At 63.9% G+C, this 19,204-nt stretch carries 19 protein-coding genes; 8 read left to right on the forward strand and 11 right to left on the reverse strand.

Features of this window, described 5'->3' with window-relative positions; translation table 11 throughout:
- Positions 1-3: 3 nt before the first annotated feature.
- Genes eutB through doeB form a run of 4 tightly spaced genes read left to right on the forward strand, consistent with a single transcriptional unit; the run spans position 4 to position 4,200 of the window.
- A complete protein-coding gene (gene eutB / locus LB558_RS23995) occupies positions 4-990 on the forward strand; it encodes a hydroxyectoine utilization dehydratase EutB (RefSeq protein WP_224699817.1) in 987 nt (328 codons plus the stop codon).
- Positions 987-1,979 (forward strand): ectoine utilization protein EutC, encoded by a 993-nt coding sequence (eutC, locus tag LB558_RS24000; RefSeq protein WP_224699818.1) that lies wholly within the window; start codon positions 987-989, stop codon positions 1,977-1,979. Before eutB ends, eutC begins: the two co-directional genes overlap by 4 nt.
- Positions 1,980-2,017: 38 nt before the next feature.
- Positions 2,018-3,196, forward strand: a complete 1,179-nt coding sequence (gene doeA, locus LB558_RS24005; RefSeq protein ID WP_224699819.1) for an ectoine hydrolase DoeA — start codon at positions 2,018-2,020, stop codon at positions 3,194-3,196.
- 5 nt (positions 3,197-3,201) lie between these two features.
- Positions 3,202-4,200 carry a N(2)-acetyl-L-2,4-diaminobutanoate deacetylase DoeB gene (doeB, locus tag LB558_RS24010; protein ID WP_224699820.1) on the forward strand — a complete coding sequence of 333 codons (999 nt, stop codon included), beginning with the start codon at positions 3,202-3,204 and terminating at the stop codon, positions 4,198-4,200.
- A 307-nt stretch (positions 4,201-4,507) separates the two neighbouring features.
- Here the strand turns inward: doeB and LB558_RS24015 are convergent, their stop codons facing one another.
- The 4 genes from LB558_RS24015 to LB558_RS24030 form a co-directional block, all read right to left on the reverse strand.
- Positions 4,508-4,984, reverse strand: a complete 477-nt coding sequence (locus LB558_RS24015; RefSeq protein ID WP_224699821.1) for a hypothetical protein — start codon at positions 4,982-4,984, stop codon at positions 4,508-4,510.
- Positions 4,977-6,092 (reverse strand): P1 family peptidase, encoded by a 1,116-nt coding sequence (locus tag LB558_RS24020; protein WP_224699822.1) that lies wholly within the window; start codon positions 6,090-6,092, stop codon positions 4,977-4,979. Before LB558_RS24020 ends, LB558_RS24015 begins: the two co-directional genes overlap by 8 nt.
- Before the next feature lie 4 nt (positions 6,093-6,096).
- Positions 6,097-7,728, reverse strand: a complete 1,632-nt coding sequence (xseA, locus tag LB558_RS24025; RefSeq protein ID WP_224699823.1) for an exodeoxyribonuclease VII large subunit — start codon at positions 7,726-7,728, stop codon at positions 6,097-6,099.
- An 83-nt stretch (positions 7,729-7,811) separates the two neighbouring features.
- Positions 7,812-8,768: a LysR substrate-binding domain-containing protein gene (locus LB558_RS24030; protein ID WP_013530338.1), complete on the reverse strand. Its 957-nt coding sequence runs from the start codon at positions 8,766-8,768 to the stop codon at positions 7,812-7,814.
- Between the two features lie 178 nt (positions 8,769-8,946).
- Here LB558_RS24030 and LB558_RS24035 point away from each other — a divergent pair, with 178 nt between their 5' ends.
- Positions 8,947-9,237 carry a DUF1127 domain-containing protein gene (locus tag LB558_RS24035; RefSeq protein ID WP_023809037.1) on the forward strand — a complete coding sequence of 97 codons (291 nt, stop codon included), beginning with the start codon at positions 8,947-8,949 and terminating at the stop codon, positions 9,235-9,237.
- A gap of 172 nt (positions 9,238-9,409) precedes the next feature.
- Here the strand turns inward: LB558_RS24035 and LB558_RS24040 are convergent, their stop codons facing one another.
- The 4 genes from LB558_RS24040 to LB558_RS24055 all read right to left on the reverse strand — a co-directional run bounded on the left by LB558_RS24040 (position 9,410) and on the right by LB558_RS24055 (position 13,586).
- Entirely contained in the window at positions 9,410-10,453 is a 1,044-nt protein-coding gene (locus LB558_RS24040) for a DUF937 domain-containing protein (protein ID WP_224699824.1), read from the reverse strand.
- A gap of 100 nt (positions 10,454-10,553) precedes the next feature.
- A complete protein-coding gene (locus tag LB558_RS24045) occupies positions 10,554-11,927 on the reverse strand; it encodes a glutamate--cysteine ligase (RefSeq protein WP_224699825.1) in 1,374 nt (457 codons plus the stop codon).
- A gap of 245 nt (positions 11,928-12,172) precedes the next feature.
- Positions 12,173-12,907 (reverse strand): 16S rRNA (uracil(1498)-N(3))-methyltransferase, encoded by a 735-nt coding sequence (locus LB558_RS24050; RefSeq protein ID WP_224699877.1) that lies wholly within the window; start codon positions 12,905-12,907, stop codon positions 12,173-12,175.
- A gap of 31 nt (positions 12,908-12,938) precedes the next feature.
- Positions 12,939-13,586, reverse strand: a complete 648-nt coding sequence (locus tag LB558_RS24055) for a hypothetical protein (protein WP_224699826.1) — start codon at positions 13,584-13,586, stop codon at positions 12,939-12,941.
- 87 nt (positions 13,587-13,673) lie between these two features.
- On the opposite strand from LB558_RS24055, the gene LB558_RS24060 reads away from it, so the two are divergent.
- Together LB558_RS24060 and LB558_RS32960 are read left to right on the forward strand one after the other, a co-directional pair.
- Positions 13,674-14,372 carry a type 1 glutamine amidotransferase gene (locus LB558_RS24060; RefSeq protein ID WP_224699878.1) on the forward strand — a complete coding sequence of 233 codons (699 nt, stop codon included), beginning with the start codon at positions 13,674-13,676 and terminating at the stop codon, positions 14,370-14,372.
- 293 nt (positions 14,373-14,665) lie between these two features.
- Complete coding sequence (locus LB558_RS32960; RefSeq protein ID WP_013893872.1) at positions 14,666-14,797, forward strand: hypothetical protein; 132 nt, start codon at positions 14,666-14,668, stop codon at positions 14,795-14,797.
- A 38-nt stretch (positions 14,798-14,835) separates the two neighbouring features.
- Here LB558_RS32960 and LB558_RS24065 read toward each other — a convergent pair whose 3' ends face one another.
- From LB558_RS24065 to LB558_RS24075, 3 genes are read right to left on the reverse strand one after another with little or no spacing between them, the layout of a single operon-like run.
- Positions 14,836-15,609, reverse strand: a complete 774-nt coding sequence (locus LB558_RS24065; protein WP_224699827.1) for a metallophosphoesterase — start codon at positions 15,607-15,609, stop codon at positions 14,836-14,838.
- Between the two features lie 36 nt (positions 15,610-15,645).
- Positions 15,646-16,782, reverse strand: a complete 1,137-nt coding sequence (locus LB558_RS24070) for an alpha-hydroxy acid oxidase (RefSeq protein WP_224699828.1) — start codon at positions 16,780-16,782, stop codon at positions 15,646-15,648.
- A gap of 19 nt (positions 16,783-16,801) precedes the next feature.
- The gene (locus LB558_RS24075) at positions 16,802-17,605 is read right to left on the reverse strand and encodes an FCD domain-containing protein (RefSeq protein WP_224699829.1); all 804 of its coding nucleotides are present in this window, start codon (positions 17,603-17,605) and stop codon (positions 16,802-16,804) included.
- A gap of 202 nt (positions 17,606-17,807) precedes the next feature.
- On the opposite strand from LB558_RS24075, the gene LB558_RS24080 reads away from it, so the two are divergent.
- Entirely contained in the window at positions 17,808-19,130 is a 1,323-nt protein-coding gene (locus LB558_RS24080) for a DUF3422 family protein (RefSeq protein ID WP_224699830.1), read from the forward strand.
- Positions 19,131-19,204: the final 74 nt, after the last annotated feature.

Here is a 19,204-nt window from a genome sequence, read left to right on the forward strand (position 1 = left end):
ATCATGACACAGGTCACTCTTGAGCACATTCGCGCCGCGCGTGAGCGCATTGCCGGCAAGGTCGAGCGCACGCCGACCGTGCTATCCCAAAGTCTTTCCGAAGAGCTGGGCGCACAGGTTCACCTCAAGCTCGAACACCGGCAGATCACCGGCAGTTTCAAGCTGCGTGGCGCCTCGAACGCCGTCGCCTCGTTGAGCGCCGAACAGAAGGCGCGTGGCGTGGTCGCCGCCTCGACCGGCAATCACGGCCGCGCGCTGGCGCATGCGGCGAAGCTTGAGGGCATGCGCGCCGTGATCTGCATGTCGCGGCTGGTGCCGGGCAACAAGCTCGACGAGATCCGCCGGCTGGGCGCGGAAGTCCGTATCGTCGGCGACAGCCAGGACGATGCCCAGCAGGAAGTCGATCGGCTGGTGGCGCAAGAGGGGCTGGTTATGCTGCCGCCCTTCGATCATCCCGACATTATCGCCGGGCAAGGCACGCTCGGGCTTGAGATGATCGAGCAGGTTCCGGACGCAGCTCTCGTTCTGGTCCAACTCTCCGGGGGCGGGCTCGCCTCCGGCGTTGCCGCAGCCATCAAAGGCGTCAGCCCGCGGACAAAAGTCATCGGTATCTCGATGGCACGTGGCGCGGCGATGAAGGCCAGTCTCGATGCCGGCCGCCCGGTGCGGGTGGAAGAATTGCCAACGCTGGCGGATTCGCTCGGCGGCGGCATCGGCCTCGACAACCGGCTGACCTTCGCCATGTGCCGCGACCTGCTCGACGATGTCATCCTGCTCAGTGAGGATGAGATCGCCGCCGGCATCCGCCACGCCTATGCGCGGGAGCGCGAGATCATCGAGGGCGCCGGCGCGGTCGGCATCGCCGCTCTGATGGCCGGCAAGATCACGACGAACGGGCCGGTGGTTGTTCTGCTTTCCGGCCGCAACATCGATATGGACGCGCACCGCAAGATTGTTTGCGGCGAAGCGCCATCGGAGCGTGCCGCATGAGCCGGATGACGATCCTCACCGAGCAAGAATTGCGCGCGATCGTGACACTCGATCTCGATGCCGTCGCCTGTGTCGAGAACGCCTTCCGCGCGCTTGCCACTCTGCCGGTGGCGATGCCGCCGATCCTGCGGCTCGACATTCCCGAGCATCGCGGCGAGGTCGACGTGAAGACCGCCTATGTGCCGGGCATCGACGGTTTTGCCATCAAGATCAGCCCCGGCTTCTTCGACAACCCGAAGCTCGGCCTGCCCAGCGTCAACGGCATGATGGTGCTGCTTTCGGCCAAGACCGGCCTGGTCGAGGCGCTGTTGCTCGACAATGGCTATCTCACCGATATCCGCACGGCTGCTGCCGGCGCCGTGGCCGCCAAACATCTGTCGCGGCAGGACTCGTCGGTTGCCGCGATCTTCGGCGCCGGCGTCCAGGCCGGATTGCAATTGGAAGCCCTCATGCTGGTGCGACCGATTGCCGAGGCACGCATCTGGGGGCGCGATGTAGCCAAGGCAGAGATGGCCGCCGCTGCCCTGCGCGAAAAGCTCGGCATCGCCGTGCGTGCCGTATCAGACGCGGCAAACGCGGTTGTCGGCGCCGACATCATCGTCACCACCACGCCTTCGACCGAGCCGCTGATCAAGGCGGGATTCGTTTCTGCAGGCCAGCACATCACCGCGATGGGCTCCGACGCCGAGCATAAGAACGAGATCGCGCCGGCAATCCTGCGCATGGCCGATCTCTATGTCGCCGACAGTGCCCGCCAGACAAGGCGGTTGGGTGAACTGCATCATGCCATCGCGGCGGGTGTGATGGCTGGAGATGCGGAGGTGACCGAACTCGGCCAGATCATCGCCGGCGAAAAACATGGCCGCCGCTCGGCCAGCGACATCACCATCGCCGATCTCACCGGCACCGGCGTCCAGGACACGGCGATTGCCACGCTCGCTCGAGACCGCGCGCGGGCGGTGAAGGCGGGAACCATTTTCGAAAGCTGATACCGGCCGTGAGGCCCAACAAACGAGGACTAAGAACAATGCAACCGAATCTGAAATTCTCGCGTGGCGAATTTGCGGATCGCCTCGCCAAGACGCGCAAGGCCATGGAGGTGAAGGGCGTCGATCTTCTTGTTATCAGCGATCCTTCCAACATGGCCTGGCTGACCGGCTACGACGGCTGGTCGTTCTATGTGCATCAGGCTGTCATCGTGCCGCCATCGGGCGAACCGGTCTGGTACGGGCGCGGCCAGGACGCCAACGGCGCCAAGCGCACCGCCTATATCGCGCATGACAACATCGTCGGCTATGCCGACCACTATGTGCAGTCGACCGAGCGCCACCCGATGGATTTTTTGGCCAGCGTGCTTGCGGATCGCGGCTGGGGCAAGCTGACAGTCGGCGTTGAGATGGACAATTACTGGTTCTCGGCCGCAGCCTTCGCATCGCTGCAGAAGCATTTGCCCAATGCCCGCTTTGTCGATGCCACCGCGCTGGTCAACTGGCAGCGCGCGATCAAGAGCCCGACCGAGATCGACTATATGCGCAAGGCCGCCCGCATCGTCGAAGCGATGCACCAGCGTATCGTCGACAAGATCGAAGTCGGCATGCGCAAATGCGATCTCGTTGCCGAAATCTACGATGCCGGCACGCGCGGCGTCGACGGCATCGGCGGCGACTATCCGGCGATCGTGCCGCTGCTGCCGTCGGGTGCCGATGCTTCGGCGCCGCATCTGACCTGGGACGACAGACCGATGAAGCGGGGCGAGGGCACCTTCTTCGAGATCGCCGGCTGCTACAACCGCTATCACTGCCCACTGTCGCGCACCGTCTTCCTCGGCAAGCCGACGCAGGAATTCCTCGATGCCGAGAAGGCGACGCTGGAAGGCATGGAAGCGGGCCTGGCCGCTGCAAAACCGGGCAACGCCTGCGAGGACATCGCCAACGCCTTCTTCGGTGTCCTCAAGCGATACGGCATCGTCAAGGACAACCGCACCGGCTATTCGATCGGCCTGTCCTATCCGCCGGATTGGGGCGAGCGCACGATGAGCCTGCGTCCCGGCGATCGCACCGAACTCAAGCCCGGCATGACCTTCCATTTCATGACCGGCCTGTGGCTGGAGACGATGGGGCTCGAAATCACCGAGTCCATCCTGATCACCGAAACCGGTGTAGAGTGCCTTGCCAATGTGCCACGCAAGCTGGTGGTGAAGGATTGAAGCCGATGTCGAGTCTACGCCCATCGCCGATCGCGCCGACCGTCGATTTCGACCGGGATGGCGTGCAGCATGGTTTCCTGCGCCTGCCCTACAGCCGAGATGACTCGGCGTGGGGCTCGGTGATGATCCCGATCTGCGTCATCCGCAACGGTAAGGGGCCGGCAGCACTGCTTTCCGGCGGCAACCATGGCGACGAGTATGAGGGGCCGCTGGCCCTCTACGATCTCGCCAGGACCCTCGATCCCAAGCAAGTCAGCGGCACGGTGATCATCGTGCCGGCCATGAACTATCCGGCCTTCCGCGCCGGCACACGTACCTCGCCGATCGACAAGGGCAACATGAACCGCAGCTTTCCCGGCCGGCCGGACGGGACGGTGACCGAGAAGATCGCCGATTATTTCCAGCGTGAGCTGCTTCCCCGCGCCGACATCGTGTTCGACTTCCATTCCGGCGGCAAGACGCTGGACTTCGTGCCGTTCTGCGCCGCGCATACTTTGCCCGACAAGGCGCTGGAACAGAAAGCCTTTGACGCGGTCGCGGCCTTTGCCGCCCCGTACTCGATGCGCATGATCGAGATCGACGCCGTTGGCATGTACGACACGGCAGCCGAGGAGATGGGCAAGGTCTTCGTCAGCACCGAGCTTGGCGGCGGCGGCACCTCGCGCGCGCAAACCGTGCGGATCGCGCGGCATGGCATACTGAACGTGCTGCGCCATGCGGGCATTGTAGATGGTGCGGTGGAGAAGACTCGAACCCAGTGGCTCGACATGCCGTCGGGCGATTGTTTCTCGTTCGCCGAAGATGACGGCATGATCGAAACCATGGTCGACCTCGGCGAGCCCGTCGAAGAAGGCGCGGTGCTGGCACGCATTCACTCCACCGGCCGCACCGGCATCGCCCCGCAGGAAATCCGGGCAAAGATGTCTGGCATGCTGGCGGCGCGGCATTTCCCCGGGCTGGTCAAGGCCGGCGACTGCGCGGCGGTGGTGGCTGTGCACGTCTGAGCGGTTCCGCCGAAGCTTGCTCCACCCGGCTCGGTCCCTTCGTCACTTGCTCTGCGTCCGTTGCGGCCCCTTCGGCGCGGCGCAAAGAAGCAGGATGGCGAGCGGAGTCGACATTGCAGGAGGATGTCACTATATAGCGGCGGCTTCGACCTGCGCGCCCGAGGGCAGCACCTCGAAGCAACTGTGAATGTGTAGTGTGTTGTGCCATCTATTGTGACGGAAATCGGCTCGGAAACCGGAAAAAGCAAATAGAAACAGTGGCGCAGCGCTGGGTGTGACCCAGCCAACGGTACCGACCCCTCCAGAATCAGAAAATGCTCTTGACCCCTCGATTTCCTATGGCTCTGTGGACCTTGGACGGCATTGGCTTGCCGGCTGACCGCGACTCGGCTGGAATGGGGACATGCATCCTTTGCGGGATGTCGACGTTTATGATTACCAACCGGCTTTGCGGCCAGGGAACAGCAGTATGAGTGAACACGCCATCGAATTCTTGCGGGGATGGATCGGCGAAAAGGTCCATTGCCAGTCCTCCCAGGCAAGGATCGACAAGCAGGCCGAGACCTTGGCCAAGGAGTGCGCCGCCGAGGCGGCCGAGGTCGGCATTCCGTTGGAGGATATCCAGGAAGAAGTCGGCGATATCCAGGAACTTATCGCATCCCGGCTTGAGGAAGCGGCCGAGGCCGAGGAAAGCCAGCAGGCCCCCAGAAAAGCCGCGGAATGATCGCATAGCGGCGACGTTGTTCAGCGCGGGCTTCTGGCCCGCGTTTTTGTCTTCAGCCAAACTTCTCCTTCAGCCACGTCTTCGGCAGCGCCGGCACGAAATTCCCGTCGCGTCCGGTCATATCGTCATTGGCGACCAGTGCGTTGAGGATTGCTTCCTCCACGGTCTGGATCACCGCATCGAAAAACGGATCGATGTCGGTGTCCGGAATAAAATCGGCGTTCGCGATGCGGCCGGATGGCGCCAGCGCCGCGCTCGCATTGGCGGTCGAGAAGGCGATGAAAATGTCGCCCGAGCTGTGATAGCCGAAGCCGCCGGTCATAGCGACGCCAAGCGGCACCCGTCGGGCCAGTCGCTTCATCTGATGCGGCAGGAACGGTGCGTCGGTGGCGACGACGGCAATGATTGAACCCTTTTCTGCACGCGGTGTGCCTTCGCGGACCGCCGGTTCGACGAGTTCCGGCCCGGCGCGCAGGCCGCGAATGATAATATTGCGCCGTTTTCCAAAATTGGACTGCACGAAGGCGCCGACGGTGTAGGCATGGCCTTGCCATTCGACGATGCGCGATGCCGTGCCGGAGCCGGCCTTGAAGCCGAAGGTGATCATGCCGGTACCGCCACCGACGCTGCCTTCTTCGATCGGTCCGGCGGCGGCACCGTCGAGGGCCTGCGCAACATGCTCTGACGTCAAATGGTGGCCGTTGATGTCGTTGAGGAAACCGTCATAGGTCTCCGCCGCCACCGGCAGCCCCCAGCCGCTGTCGAGCGCCGCCGGCAGCACGCTTTGCATCCAGCGCAGCGTGCCGTCGCGTGAGACACCGCAGGAATGTGTGTTGGTGATGGTGATCGGGAAGTTGAAAGCGCCGGTTTCCTCGACGATGTGCGAGCCGGTCAGTTCGCCGTTTCCGTTCTGGCTGAAGATGCCGGCGAAGACCGGGGTGGCGAGGTCGGCGAGCGGTCTGGGCAGGATCGCGGTCACGCCGGTGCGCACCGGTCCCTCGCCGACGACAAGCGCGCCATCGCCCGAAATCAGAGTCGCATAGCCGACCGCGACGCCGGGCACATCGGTGATCGCGTTAAACGGTCCGGGCCGCCCATCGAAGCCGATGCCGAAATTTCGCGCGCGCGGTTTGCCTGAGGGCGTTGTCAGATGCGGATTGTCGGTCATGATGTCAAAATAGGGATCCCTGATTGCCAGGCTCTTTGGCCTTGGCCGTCGGCTTGGCCACGGCTTTCGGTTTTGCCGTGCCGCTGATTGCCACCGCATCGGCGGTGCCGTCGGCGAACTCGAGCGAAAGCGCCATTCCCGACGCCACGTCGGCAGCCTGCTTGACGACGGCGCCATCCGCATCTCTCACCAGCGCAAAGCCGCGGGCCAGGACGGCCTTGTGCGACAGCGACGCCATCAACCTGTCGGACTGGACGACGCGGCCGCGCAGGCGCTCCAGCCTGAGCACCACTGCTTGCGTGCCGCGTCTTGTCAAAGCTGTCAGCAAATCCCTCTGCACGCGTTGCCGCCGTGCCGTCGGCTCGATCGTGATGCGGCCTTGCAGCATGGCCAGTTGCTGCTTGTGCCGCTGCAGCGATGCCTTGGCACATTTTGGCAATTGATCCGCCGCTCGGTTAAGCTCCGCACGCCGGGCTCTTGCCAACGCGCGCAGTGCCCCTTGTGCTCGCAAAAGATTGCGTTCGTTGGTGCGCCGCGCCTCTGCAATGCGCTGCGACAGCATTGCTGGTGTCAGTTTTACGGCAAAAAACCTTGCACGCTTGCGTTCGGTGGAGACCAACAGGCCCCTGCCGAGCCTGGATGTCGCCTCATCGAGACGCCGGCGCGGCAGCGCCAGCAATTGATCGGGCGAGGGCAGAGCCCGGGCGGCGGCACGGGCGGCCTGCCGCTTGCGTTCGAAATTGCGCACGACCGCCGCTTTCAGCCGCGCACCGAGGCTGGCCAGCGTTGCTTCGAGGTCCGCCTTCACCGGCACGGCAATTTCGGCCGCACCCGTCGGCGTCGGCGCCCGCACGTCGGCAACGAGGTCGATCAGCGTCCAGTCGGTCTCGTGGCCGACAGCCGAGATCACCGGAATGCCGGAAGCGGCAACCGCGCGGGCGAGCGCCTCGTCGTCGAACCCCCAGAGGTCTTCGAGGCTGCCGCCGCCACGCGCCACGATCAGCAGATCGGGACGCTGGATGGCGCCATCCCATGCCAGCGCGTTGAAGCCGTTGACCGCCGCAGCCACTTCCGTGCCTGACGTCTCGCCCTGAACACGCACCGGCCAGACCAGGATGTGCAGCGGAAAGCGGTCCTTGATACGGTGGATGATGTCGCGGATGACGGACCCTGTCGGCGAGGTAACGACGCCGATGACGCGCGGCATGAATGGCAGCAACCGCTTGCGGCCGGTATCGAACAGCCCCTCGGCCTGTAGCCGCCGCTTGCGCTCTTCCAGCAGCGCCATCAGGGCGCCGGCGCCGGCAGGCTCCAGATTGTCGATGACGATCTGGTAGTTGGACTTGCCGGGATAGGTGGTGAGCTTGCCGGTGGCGATCACCTCCATGCCCTCTTCGGGACGGAATTTCAGCCGGCTCATCGTGCCTTTCCACACGACGGCGTCGAGCCGCGCGCGGTCGTCCTTCAGCGCGAAATAGGCATGACCTGAGGAATGCGGCCCGCGATAGCCTGATATTTCGCCGCGCACCCGCACATTGCCGAAAACGTCCTCGACCGTGCGCTTCAGCGCGCCGGAAATCTCGCTAACCGTATATTCGGCGGCGTTGGTGCGTGATTCGGATGCTGCTTCGCTCATCGGTCGATTGGGGAACGGTTGGGCGCCCGCGTCAAGGCGGTTGGGTCGGACCAGCCGTTCATAATCCGCATACCTGACGCTGCCTACCAGCCGGGCAGAATCTGGTTTGGCTTGGTTCGCCGCAGCTTGGTGAAGGCGAGTGCCGCGAAATCGAATGTCCCGGGGTCTTCGCCGACCGGCACGGAGATATTGTCCAGGCTTTCCGAAATATGGCGGGCGAGCGCATCGACGATCTCCGGCCGCGACGTCTGGCCGCGCATGATGCCAATGCGGCAATCGGGAAGGGCGCCAAAGCCGTCGGCTTCGCCCAGCACCCGCATACCGGGCCGCAGCGCGCATTCCGGCAGCACCGAGATCGCCAGGCCGGAAAGCACCGCGGCGGTGATGACGGTGGCCGAGAAACTGGTGAACAGGATACGATAGTCGCGATTCTGCTGGTCGAGCACATCGACGGCGGCGCGCCGCCAGATGCAGTTCGGCCGGCCAAAGGCCATTGGCAGCGTTTCCTGCTCGTGCGTCGCGTGGTTGGCCGAGGTGACCCACAGCAGCGGTTCGCGCCGCACCACCTCCGACTGGCCGCGTACGTCGTTGTGCGTCACCAGCGCCAGGTCGAGATTGCCGCGCTTGATATGTTCGACCAGCCCCGGCGTCGGTTCGCAGATGACGGTGAGTTCGACGCGCGGATTGGAGCGCGTGAACCGCGCCATGATCTCGGGCAGGAAACGGTCGGCATAGTCGTCGGGCGTGCCGATACGGATCGTGCCTTCGAGCCGCCGGTCATCGAAGGCGGCCAGGGTCTCGCGGTTGAGATAGAGCAGCCGACGCGCATAGGAAAGCAGCTTGTCGCCTTCCTCGGTCAGCCTGTTGGTGCGCCCGTCCTTTTCGAACAGCGGCTTGCCGATCCGTTCTTCGAGCCGGCGCATCTGCATCGAAACCGCCGACTGGGTCCGGTGCACCTCTTCGGCCGCCCTGGTGAAGCTGCCGGTATCGGCAATCGAGATGAAAGTCTGCAATTGATCGAGATCGAGCGGCGATTTCATCGACATGATCCATCACTAGTGTTGATGGTAAAGATTAGAAACATTCGTTGGATTAATCAATCGGCCGCTGGCAAATTGGCATTGTCCACATGAAGGCATGTGAATCGAAGCCGGAACGGCCGCTGTCGCCAGCGCCGATCGCAAGGCTTTGTTCGTTCGAGTCTGAAGGAGACCGACAATGACCACGTTTGATTTCGCCACCGAGACCTCGCGCATCACCTCGCGTCCGGCCGTTGCGACTCGCGTGGCCAACACTGTCTCCAACGTCTACCGTGCCTGGAAAAACCGCCGCGCCTTCTACCGCCTTGGCGAGATGTCGGACGCTGAACTCGCCGACATCGGCCTGACGCGCGCCGACCTGCACGTCGCCATCGACGTGCCGTTTGGCCGCGACCCGACGGCGATGCTGCGCGAAATCGCCAGCGATCGCGTCGAAACGATCGAGGACATCGCCCGCAAGGTGGCCTGATCTGTCGCTTGTCGTTCGTTCAGGTTGTCGTGAACCTTTTCGGGGTTCGACGCGACTGACGAGTATGCAGGCTCCCACTCCCTGCCGGATCCCCCCGGCCCGCCTGCACTCTGCCCGGTCCTCCCAGGACCGGGCCTTTCTTTTCTTGGCCGGGATGGCGCTTGTTGTCGGCCTAGCGCCGGTCCATGTCCCGCTTGAACTGGTCGAAGATCGTCTCCACGCCCTTCTGGTAGTCGTCACGCTGCTGGGCGCCGGTCTCGAACATCTTGCCGAACAGGTCGTCGAACGGGTTTTTCGGCCTGCCGCTCGGATTGGCCTGTGGCTGAGGTGCCTGACGCTGCTGTGGGGGCGCTTGAGGCTGTTGCGGCGCCGGCTGTCCGCCAGGGATGCCGCCTAATCCACCGCCACCTTGCCGCAGCATCTCCTCGAAGATTTTCCCCAGCGGATTGTTTCCGTAGGGGCTTTGTGTCTGCTGAGGCTGCGGCTGCGCCCGCCCTTGCGGCTGCGGCGCGCCACCGCCGAACATGTCCTGCAGCACCTTGCCGAGCGGGTTGTCGCCGTAGGGATTGGGCGCCGGTTGCGGCTGGCTTTGCGGCTGTGGCTGAGCAGCGCCGCCGCCGAATATGTCCTGCAACACCTTGCCGAGCGGGTTGTCCGTCGGGTTCTGGGGCTGCGGCGCCTGGCGCGGCTGCGGCGCCGGAGCCTGCATGCCGCCGCCTTGCCGCATCATCTGCTCGATGATCTCGCCGAGCGGATTGTTGCCGCCGCCGCCAAACCCGCCGGCGGCCTGCATCTGATTTGTCGTCTGCTTGAACAGTCCGCCCATGACCATCGAGGCGATCGCCGGCAGCATCTGCTGCAGGATCTGCTGATTGACGCCGCTGGCTTGCGCCGCCTGGCTGGCCACGGCGCGCGACAGGTCCTTCGAACCGAACAGGTGCCCGAGGATGCCGTTGCCCTCATCAACGCCCTGCGGCGAGAAGGCCCGGGTTGCGTCCTCGAAATACTTGGCGTGCTGGCCGCTGGCCATCGCCGTCATGAAGGCACCGAGCCCGTAAGGGTCGGCGGTGTTGCGCTGCAGCCCTTGCGAAAAGGCCGGCAGCAATGCGGCGACCGCGGCTTGCGTCTGCTGCATCGAAAGCCCGTATTGTTGGGCAAGGGCCTGCATGCCATTGCCGTTCTGGGCCTGTGTCAGCATGTCGAACAAGGTGGGCATCGGCGTCTCCTCCGGAAATCCTCGCCGAAGAAGCCTAGTTTGTTTCCACCTCCGATTGAAGCGACTTTTGCCGGCCGGTCAGCTTTGCCAAATCCGAGGGTCAATAGGCGTATTCCATGAAAACCGGCTCGATCGAACCGCCCCAGCGTGTGTGATAGGCCGACAGCATCTCCTCGGCGCTGGTGGTGCCGCGCGCCACGACTTCGTCTAATGTGTTGAGGAAGGAGGTCTCGTCGTAGCCGTCGCGGTTCTTCTTGCCACGGTTCTTTAGCCCCATGCGCGAAATGACCAGCACGTCACGGGCGATTTCGCGCAATGTGGTGTTGCGGAAGGGCGCGGAAATGCCTTGTTCCGGCACCGCGTTGCGCATCGCCAGCGTTTCTTCATAGGTCCAGCTCGACGTCAGTGCCTCGGCGGCATCGAGTGCGGCCTCATCATAAAGCAATCCGACCCAGAAGGCCGGCAGCGCGCAGATGCGCCGCCATGGCCCGCCATCGGCGCCGCGCATCTCAAGGAAGCGCTTCAGCCGCACGTCCGGGAACAGCGTCGACAGATGGTTCGCCCAGTCGCCCATTGTCGGCAGCCCGTCGGGTACTTCATTGCGCGCGGCCCCGGCCATGAACTGGCGGAAGGTGATGTGCGTCATGTCGTGATAGCGGTCGTCGCGGATGACGAAATACATCGGCACGTCGAGCGCCCATTCGACATAATCGGCGAAGCCGAAATCGGGCGAAAAGCAGAATTCGAGCAGGCCCGAGCGCTGGTTGTCGGTGTCGCGCCAGATGTCGCCGCGCCAGCTCTGCAAGCCGTTCGGGTGGCTTTCGGTGAAAGGCGAATTGGCGAACAATGCCGTCGACAGCGGCTGCAGCTTCAACGACACCTGCATCTTGCGGCGCATGTCGGCCTCGCTCTCGAAGTCGAGGTTCACCTGGATCGTGCAGGTGCGGTACATCATGTCGAGGCCCTTGGTGCCGACCTTGGGCATGTAGCGCGTCATGATCTCGTAGCGCGATTTCGGCATCTTCGGCGTCTCGGCCAGCGACCATTTCGGGCTGCCGCCGAGGCCGAGGAAACGGATGCCCATCGGCTCGGCGATCTCGCGCACCTGCGCAAGGTGGGCGTTGCCCTCGCGGCAGGTCTGGTGGATCGTCTCCAGCGGTGCGCCGGAAAGCTCGAACTGGCCGCCGGGTTCCAGCGAAATCGCACCTTGGCCGGTCGGTTCGACCAGGCCGATAATGCGGCCGTCATCGACGATCGGATCCCAGCCGAGCTTTGACTGCATGCCTTCGAGAATGGCGCGGATGCCGCGTTCGCCGCCATAGGGGACCGGTGCATTGCCGTCGACATAGAAGGGGAATTTCTCGTGCTCGGTGCCGATGCGCCATTTGTCGCGCGGCTTGTTGCCTTCGGCCAGGTGCTCGACGAGTTCGTCGACACCTTCGATCGGGCGGAAATCGGTCGTATCGCGCGCCATCTATGAACCCTCTGCACATGACCCCGAAAATCGGCTTTCGACTTTCGCTGGGGATCATGCGCCCCAATGGAATGCTACAGTGTCCCTTGCACGTGCGAAAGGCGGCGGGCGCTGTAGGACGATCGGACGATCGCCGGCGCTAAATGGACGAAATGTCAGCAGACGATCAAGCGAAAAATCCTGAGCCACAGGTCAACAGGAATTGAACGTGGCAGCGCTGCCCATTCCTTGCAAGAGGCCAGGTCTTACCAGTCGCCGACTGTCGCCTGCATCACCGCGAGCGCGGCCACCGCCGCCGTATCGGCGCGCAGGATACGCGGGCCGAGCGGAATGGCGGTGACGAAGGGCAGGGCGCGCAGCATCTTGCGCTCGTCGTCGGAAAAGCCGCCCTCCGGCCCGACCAGCAGCCCAAGCTTCTTTTCCTTCACCGCCTGCAGCGCGGCCAGCGGATTGTTGGTCGAGGCGTCCTCGTCGCAGAAGATCAGCCGCCGCTCCTTGTCCCAGCCGGTCAGCAGGCGGTCGAATTTTTCCGCTTCGCGCACCTCCGGCACCGCCAGTATGCCGCATTGCTCGGCGGCTTCTACGACATTGGCGCGCAGGCGATCGATCGAAGGCTTGGCCACTTGCGTGTGCTGGGTGATGACCGGCTGCAGGATGCCGGCGCCCATCTCGACCGCCTTCTGCACGAGATAGTCGAGCCGGCCCTGCTTCAGCGGCGCAAAGCAGTAGACGAGATCGGGCAGCGGTGGCTGCGGCCGTTGCAGCGCCGACACCTTCAGCCGCACCGCCCTTTTTGTCTTCGCCGCAATGGCCGCCGACCACTCGCCGTCGCGGCCATTGAAAACCAGGATTTCGGCGCCTTCGCCAAGCCGCAGCACATGCAGGAGATAGTGGCTCTGCTGTTGGCCGGCGTCGAACTCGACATCCGGCGCGAGATCGTCGGGCACGAACAGACGTTGCATCTTGTAATTGGCGCGCATCGCCGAGGAATGAGCGAGCCTGCCGCCGGCGTCAAGCCTCGGCGGTCGGATGCCACACCGGCCGAAAGCCATGCCGCAGCGCGGCAAGCGTTGTGGCCGGCGTCAGCAGCGACAGCGTCTTGCCATTGGGCATGCCGAAATCGTTGGGTTGCTCATATCCGGCAAACGACCAGCGCAGCGTCTTGCCCCGACGCAGAGCATAGACGGTGCCACCATCCGCAACCATGGCGCCGTCGGGCAGGCCGGCAAGGTCTTCAAGAGCAACCCTTGGCGGCCTGCCGCCCGACGCCAGCCGCTCCTTGTGCAGCCGCTTGTCGACCTGCGGCGCGCGCGGTTCGGCAATGTCGAAAGCTTCGCCGAAGCAGCTGACGAACTCCCTGGCCCGTTCGCGCTGGCAAAAGAAGCAGGGGCGATGCCCGGCAGCCAATGCGGTCACCTCATCGAGGAAGAACAGTTCGGTCCAGCCCGCTTTGCCGCCCGTCCGGTTGCGGCCCATCGGTTCGCGCCGCACATCGCGGAATTGGCAGACGCAGATGATCCAGGCCTGAAGCGCCCAGCGCTTTTTCTTGAGTGTCTTCGTCTCGGGATCGTGGAGGATGCCGCGATTGCCGGTGAACAGCCCGCGCTCGGGCACGGCGTGGATGGCGCCGAACGGATCGACCCGGTTCTGCAGTGGCATAGCTTTCTCTCCGAACGCGCATCTTGGCTGCAATGCTGACGACATGGTATCGCTCGTCGCATCATTTTCATGTCAGCAGGGTTTTTCATGCGGGTGCTGGTGGTCCAGAACTACGACAATACCGGCCTTGGCCAAGTCGGCGCAGCACTTGCGGAAGCGGGTGCCGATCTCGACCTGCGCCTCCCTTACAAAGGCGATCCCCTGCCGGATGACGCGACCGGGCATGATGCCATGATCGTGCTCGGCGGCGGCCAGAACGCGCTGGCCGACGATGAGTACCCCTATTTCCCGGCCCTGCTCGAATTGACCCGCGATTTCGCCGGCAAGGATCGCGCCGTGCTCGGCATCTGCCTGGGCAGCCAGCTAGTCGCCCGTGCCTTCGGCGGCGAGAACCGCATTGGCGGCGCCAATGAGTTCGGCTGGCACGGCGTGTCGCTGACGGCGGACGCCAAGGCCGATCCGGTGCTGGGCGCGCTGCCGGAGAAATTCCCGATCTTCCAGTGGCATGACGACACCTTCGTGCTGCCCGAGGCCGCCGTGCGGCTTGCCGGCAACGATGTCGCCGAGAACCAGGCATTTCGCGTCGGCCGCGCCGTCTACGGTTTCCAGTTTCACTTCGAGGCCGACCGGCCGATGGTCAAGGATTGGAGCACATCCTTTGCCCCGACCATCGCCGCTCGCCATCCCGACTGGGCCGGCAAGCTCGATGGCGAAATGGCCCGCAACGGGCCCGATGCGGATGCCGTTGGCCTCGCCATTGCCCGTGCATGGGTAGCAACCATCTGAGCGTTGGTCTCTCCGTGTCCTTCAGCGTGACATAATTGGCACGCGGCGGTGAAACCGCCTGGGAAAAACCGTTTCATTCTTGGCTTGTGTCCGCCCGCCATCCTAGAAGGCTCGCGCTCTGCATCTTCCATGCAACGGCTATGAACCTTTTGTGTGACCCGCGCGACACACCGTTGATACAGAACATGCCTAGAAGCGCAAAATCGTCGAAACTTTGAAGCGAATTCTCCGTTTCAACGCATTGGTAACCGCCTGGTGCACAGATGCAGAAAGCTCAACAAGAGATGACCTCCGTGAAAGCAGCGCTTCTGTCCTTTGCCATGTTGTCCGCCATCGTGCTGTGCGGTCTCGGCATCTATGCCGCCGACGCAGCCAACAACCACAACGCCGTCGACGGTTACGGCGTCACCGCCTCGCTGCGCTAAAGCGGGAAGCGTCTTTCGCGTCCTCCGACGCGCGACGCTCAAGCTTCCTTGATCGTCATTGTCAGGATGCGTTTGTCCGCGCCGTCGACCACGAGCGCGCTCAGCATGCCTGATTGCCAGGCAAGCGTGTCGACATTGACGCGGTTGGCCATCACTTCCGCCTCGGGCACTGGCGTGTGGCCGTGCACCACGATCTTCGGATAGAGGTCGGGGTGGTTGTGGAAGACGTCGCGGATCCAGATCAGGTCCTGCGGGTTTTGCTTCTCCAGGGGAGTGCCCGGCCTGATGCCAGCATGGCAGAACAAGAAGTCCCCGAAAGTCACGGAGAACGGCAGCGATCGCAGGAAGTCGATGTGGCTTTGCGGCACGGCCTCGACCAGGGCCTGATGTCCTTTGCGCACGGCCGATTCGGCCTTGCCGAACCACACGCTTGTGCCTTCACTGATCGCCACGCCGTAAGACTGTGCCGTCTGGATGCCGCCGAACCGGATGAAAAGCCCTTCCGGGTCAGGGATCTTGAGAAAATCGAGAAAGCCGATGTCGTGGTTGCCGGCCAGCATCAGGTGGCGAGGGTCGCGCTCTCGCGCTTCGATCAGGAAATCGATGACGCCCTTTGAGTCCGGCCCGCGGTCGACATAGTCGCCAAGATGGATGACGCGCCAGTCGGCAGGCGCCTCCTGCTCGATCTCGGCCCTGATGCGCCGATGCATGGCGGCCAGCAGGTCGAGCCGGCCGTGGACGTCGCCGATCGCGTAAAGACGCACACCTTCCGGCCCATGCGCATCGAGAAAATGGATGCCGGGTTCTGCCAATTTTTTGGTGCCTCCCTGGTCAGGCGGTCACGGGACTTAGCGCCGGAGCTGGTCCTTGCCCATGTCGGTGACAAGACGCTTTCCGCACAGCGCCAGCGTGATGTCCATCTCCTTGCGGATGATTTCCAACGCCTTGGTAACCCCTTCCTTGCCAAGCGCACCCAGGCCGTAAAGAAATGGCCGGCCGATATAGGTTCCCTTGGCACCGAGGCAAAGCGCCTTCAGCACATCCTGGCCGGAGCGGATGCCGCCATCCATATGCACTTCGATCGTGTCGCCGACCGCGTCGGCAATCTCTTCCAGCACACCGATCGACGACGACGCACCATCGAGCTGGCGCCCGCCATGGTTGGAAACGATGATCGCGTCGGCGCCGGTCTTGGCCGCCATCAGCGCGTCCTCCTTGTCGAGAATGCCCTTCAGGATCAGCTTGCCGCCCCAGCGCTCCTTTATCCAGGCGACGTCCTTCCACGACAGATGCGGGTCGAACTGCTCCGTCGTCCACGATGCCAGCGAGGCCATGTTGCCGACGCCCTTGGCGTGGCCGACAATGTTGCGGAAGGTCCGCCGCTTCGTGCCGGCCATGGCGGCGCACCAGCGCGGGCGGATGGCCATGTCGACGATGTTCGTCAGCGTCAGCTTGGGCGGCGCCGAAAGCCCGTTGCGGATGTCCTTGTGGCGCTGACCGAGAATCTGCAGGTCGAGCGTCAGCACGAGCGCCGAGCACTTGGCCGCCTTTGCCCTGTCGATCAGGTTGAGCACGAAATCCTTGTCACGCAGCACATAGAGCTGAAACCAGAACGGCTTCGTGGTTACCGAGGCGACATCCTCGATCGAGCAGATGCTCATCGTCGACAAGGTAAACGGCACCCCGAATTCCTCCGCCGCCTGCGCCGCCAGCATCTCGCCATTGGCGTGCTGCATGCCGGTCATGCCGGTTGGCGCCAATGCCACCGGCATCGACACGTTTTCGCCGATCATCGTCGATGCCAGCGAACGGTTGTCCATGTCGACGAGGACGCGCTGGCGGAACTTGATCTTCTGGAAATCCTCTTCGTTGGCCCGATACGTGCCTTCGGTCCACGAACCGGAATCGGCATAGTCGAAGAACATCTTCGGCACGCGCCGGCGTGCGAGGTCCTTGAGGTCGGCGATGGTCAGGATCTGGCTCATGGGCTTCCCGTTTCGATAGCTAGGAGCGTTTGCGTGCAGGTTCTGTATCGGTGGCGTCAACGCGCTGTTTCAACCTCAGTCGCGAGACGCGCTGCCAGTCGCCGCTGCGCTCGGCCTCCGCCATCGACCGTTCGACATAGGTGATATGGTCCATCGCCGCTTGGCGGGCGGTGGCCGGGTCGCCGGCCTTCACCGCCGCATGGATCGCCCGGTGCTGCGCGAGCAGGGCGTCGCGCGCGCCGGGCACGGTGAACACCAGCAGCCGGTTCTGGAACACGCCCTCAGACAACAGCCGATAACAGGAGCGCAGCGTGTGCAAAAGGATGATGTTGTGCGCGCATTCGCAGATCGCGTGGTGGAACTCGACATCGATCTCGGCTTCATGGTCGAAGTCGCCGGTCCGGTGCGCATCGTCCATGCGGGCCATGATCTTGTCGAGCAGCGCCATGTCTTCCGGAGTGGCGCGCCGTGCCGCGTATTCAGCCGCGACCCCTTCGATCTCGCGGCGGTATTCCAGATAATCGGTCACTGCCTTGCGGTGCATCGAGATCAGGTCCGTCACCGGTTTGGTGAAGAGCTGGCCGATGACATCGGCGACATGCGTGCCGCCGCCGGGCCTTGTCGTCAAAAGGCCGCGTCCTTCCAGCGCCTTCAGGGCATCACGCAGGATCGGCCGGGATACGTCGAACTGGCGTGCAAGCTCGCGCTCGCCCGGCAGCCGGTCGCCGGTGCGCAGCACGCCTTCGAGGATGAGGCTCTCGATCTGCTGCACCACCTCGTCGGCGGTGCGCGAATGCTCGATCCTGGAAAAAATGTCGCTCAACAGAATGCCTGGAAGGTGAACCGGTGTCGCAGAATAGAGCCTGCCTCGCCAACTGGTCAAATTATTTATCCAATTGACAAAAGCGGGCCGTTTTCCGCCCGATGCCGCCATCTTCGGCTAACTTTGCTGTTTGCGTCTTTCGGCCATTGGCACTAGACGGACGCGAGTGCAAGAGGGTTCAAGGAAACCCGGGGAACAAGCCGTGTCAGACGACCCGTCCGATCTCGAATTCCAGCCGCGCGCCAAGGGCAGCGTCATGGGCTTTCCCGCGCATGAGGGCCGGCCCGGCGCACTCGGCGAGGTTCATGCCCGGCCGCATCCGCTGATCGAAAAGCCACGCGTCCTGATGCAGCTCGCCTTCATGACGGAGGGTGGCTCCGGCGTCGACCACGCGGTGCTTTCCGAACTGTCGCGGCGCCTCGGCATCGCCGCGCCCGACCGCCAGGCCCGCCACCATGCCATGAAATGGGGCAAGGGCTCGCTGCGCTGGGAGCGGCACACCGAATTCTCGACCTATTTGTGGGAAGGGCCTCTTTCCGAAAGCGGCAGGACGCAGGAGGACTCACCTTTCGGCAACGGGTTTTCCCCGCCGGGAACCTGTATCTCCGGCATCAGGCTCGAGATCCGCAAATGGACGCAAGCGAGCGAGCAACTGATAGCCGGTTTCGATCCGACCAGCCTGTGCTACTCGCTGGTCGAGCGCGGAAACGCCGCCATCGTCACCGATTTTCGCCAGGATGGCGATGGCCTGACGCGCATGCTGGTGCTCGATCGCGGCTTGACCCCGGCGCGCACCGGCGCGTTGTCGCAGCGGCTTATTGACATCGAAACCTATCGGACGCTGGCCATGCTCGGCCTGCCGCTGGCGTTGACCTTGTCCGGTCGCGCCCGCCGTATCGAGGACCGGCTGGCGCAGACCACGCTGGAGATGAAGGTCGCCGAGACTCGCGACAGCCAGACCTTGCTGGCCGATCTGACCGAACTTGCGGCGGAGCTGGAGGCGGACGCGGCGTCGAGCCTTTACCGTTTCGGCGCCAGCCGCGCCTATGACGGCATCGTCGGCGAACGGCTGGAGGCGCTCGAGGAAGAGCCTGTGCCCGGCTATGACACATGGCGCGGGTTCCTGCAGCGCCGTGTGGCACCCGCAATGCGCACCTGCCGCTCGGTCGAGGAGCGGCAGGAAAATCTATCGCGAAAACTGACCCGCGCCACGACGCTGCTGCGCACCTGGGTCGATGTCGAGGTCGAGAAGCAGAACCGCGACCTGCTTGCCTCGATGAACAACCGCGCCCGCCTGCAACTGCGCCTGCAGCAGACCGTCGAGGGGCTCTCGGTCGCCGCCGTCTCCTATTATGTTGTCGGCCTTGTCGGCTATGTCGCCAAGGGTGCCTCGATCTTCGGCCATGCCTTCGCGCCGGAGATCATTACCGCTGCTTCGGTGCCTGTCGCCATCCTGCTGGTCTGGTGGGGCGTACGCCGCGTGCGCCGGATGCACTCCGAACCCGGCAAGCCGCCCGGCGAATAGAGGGTCCTCGTAGAGCGCTGCGCTGACCCCCACCCCGCTCACTTCGTTCGCGACCCTCCCCACAAGGGGGAGGG

The organism is Mesorhizobium sp. CO1-1-8 (genome assembly GCF_020164875.1).
GTDB lineage: Bacteria > Pseudomonadota > Alphaproteobacteria > Rhizobiales > Rhizobiaceae > Mesorhizobium.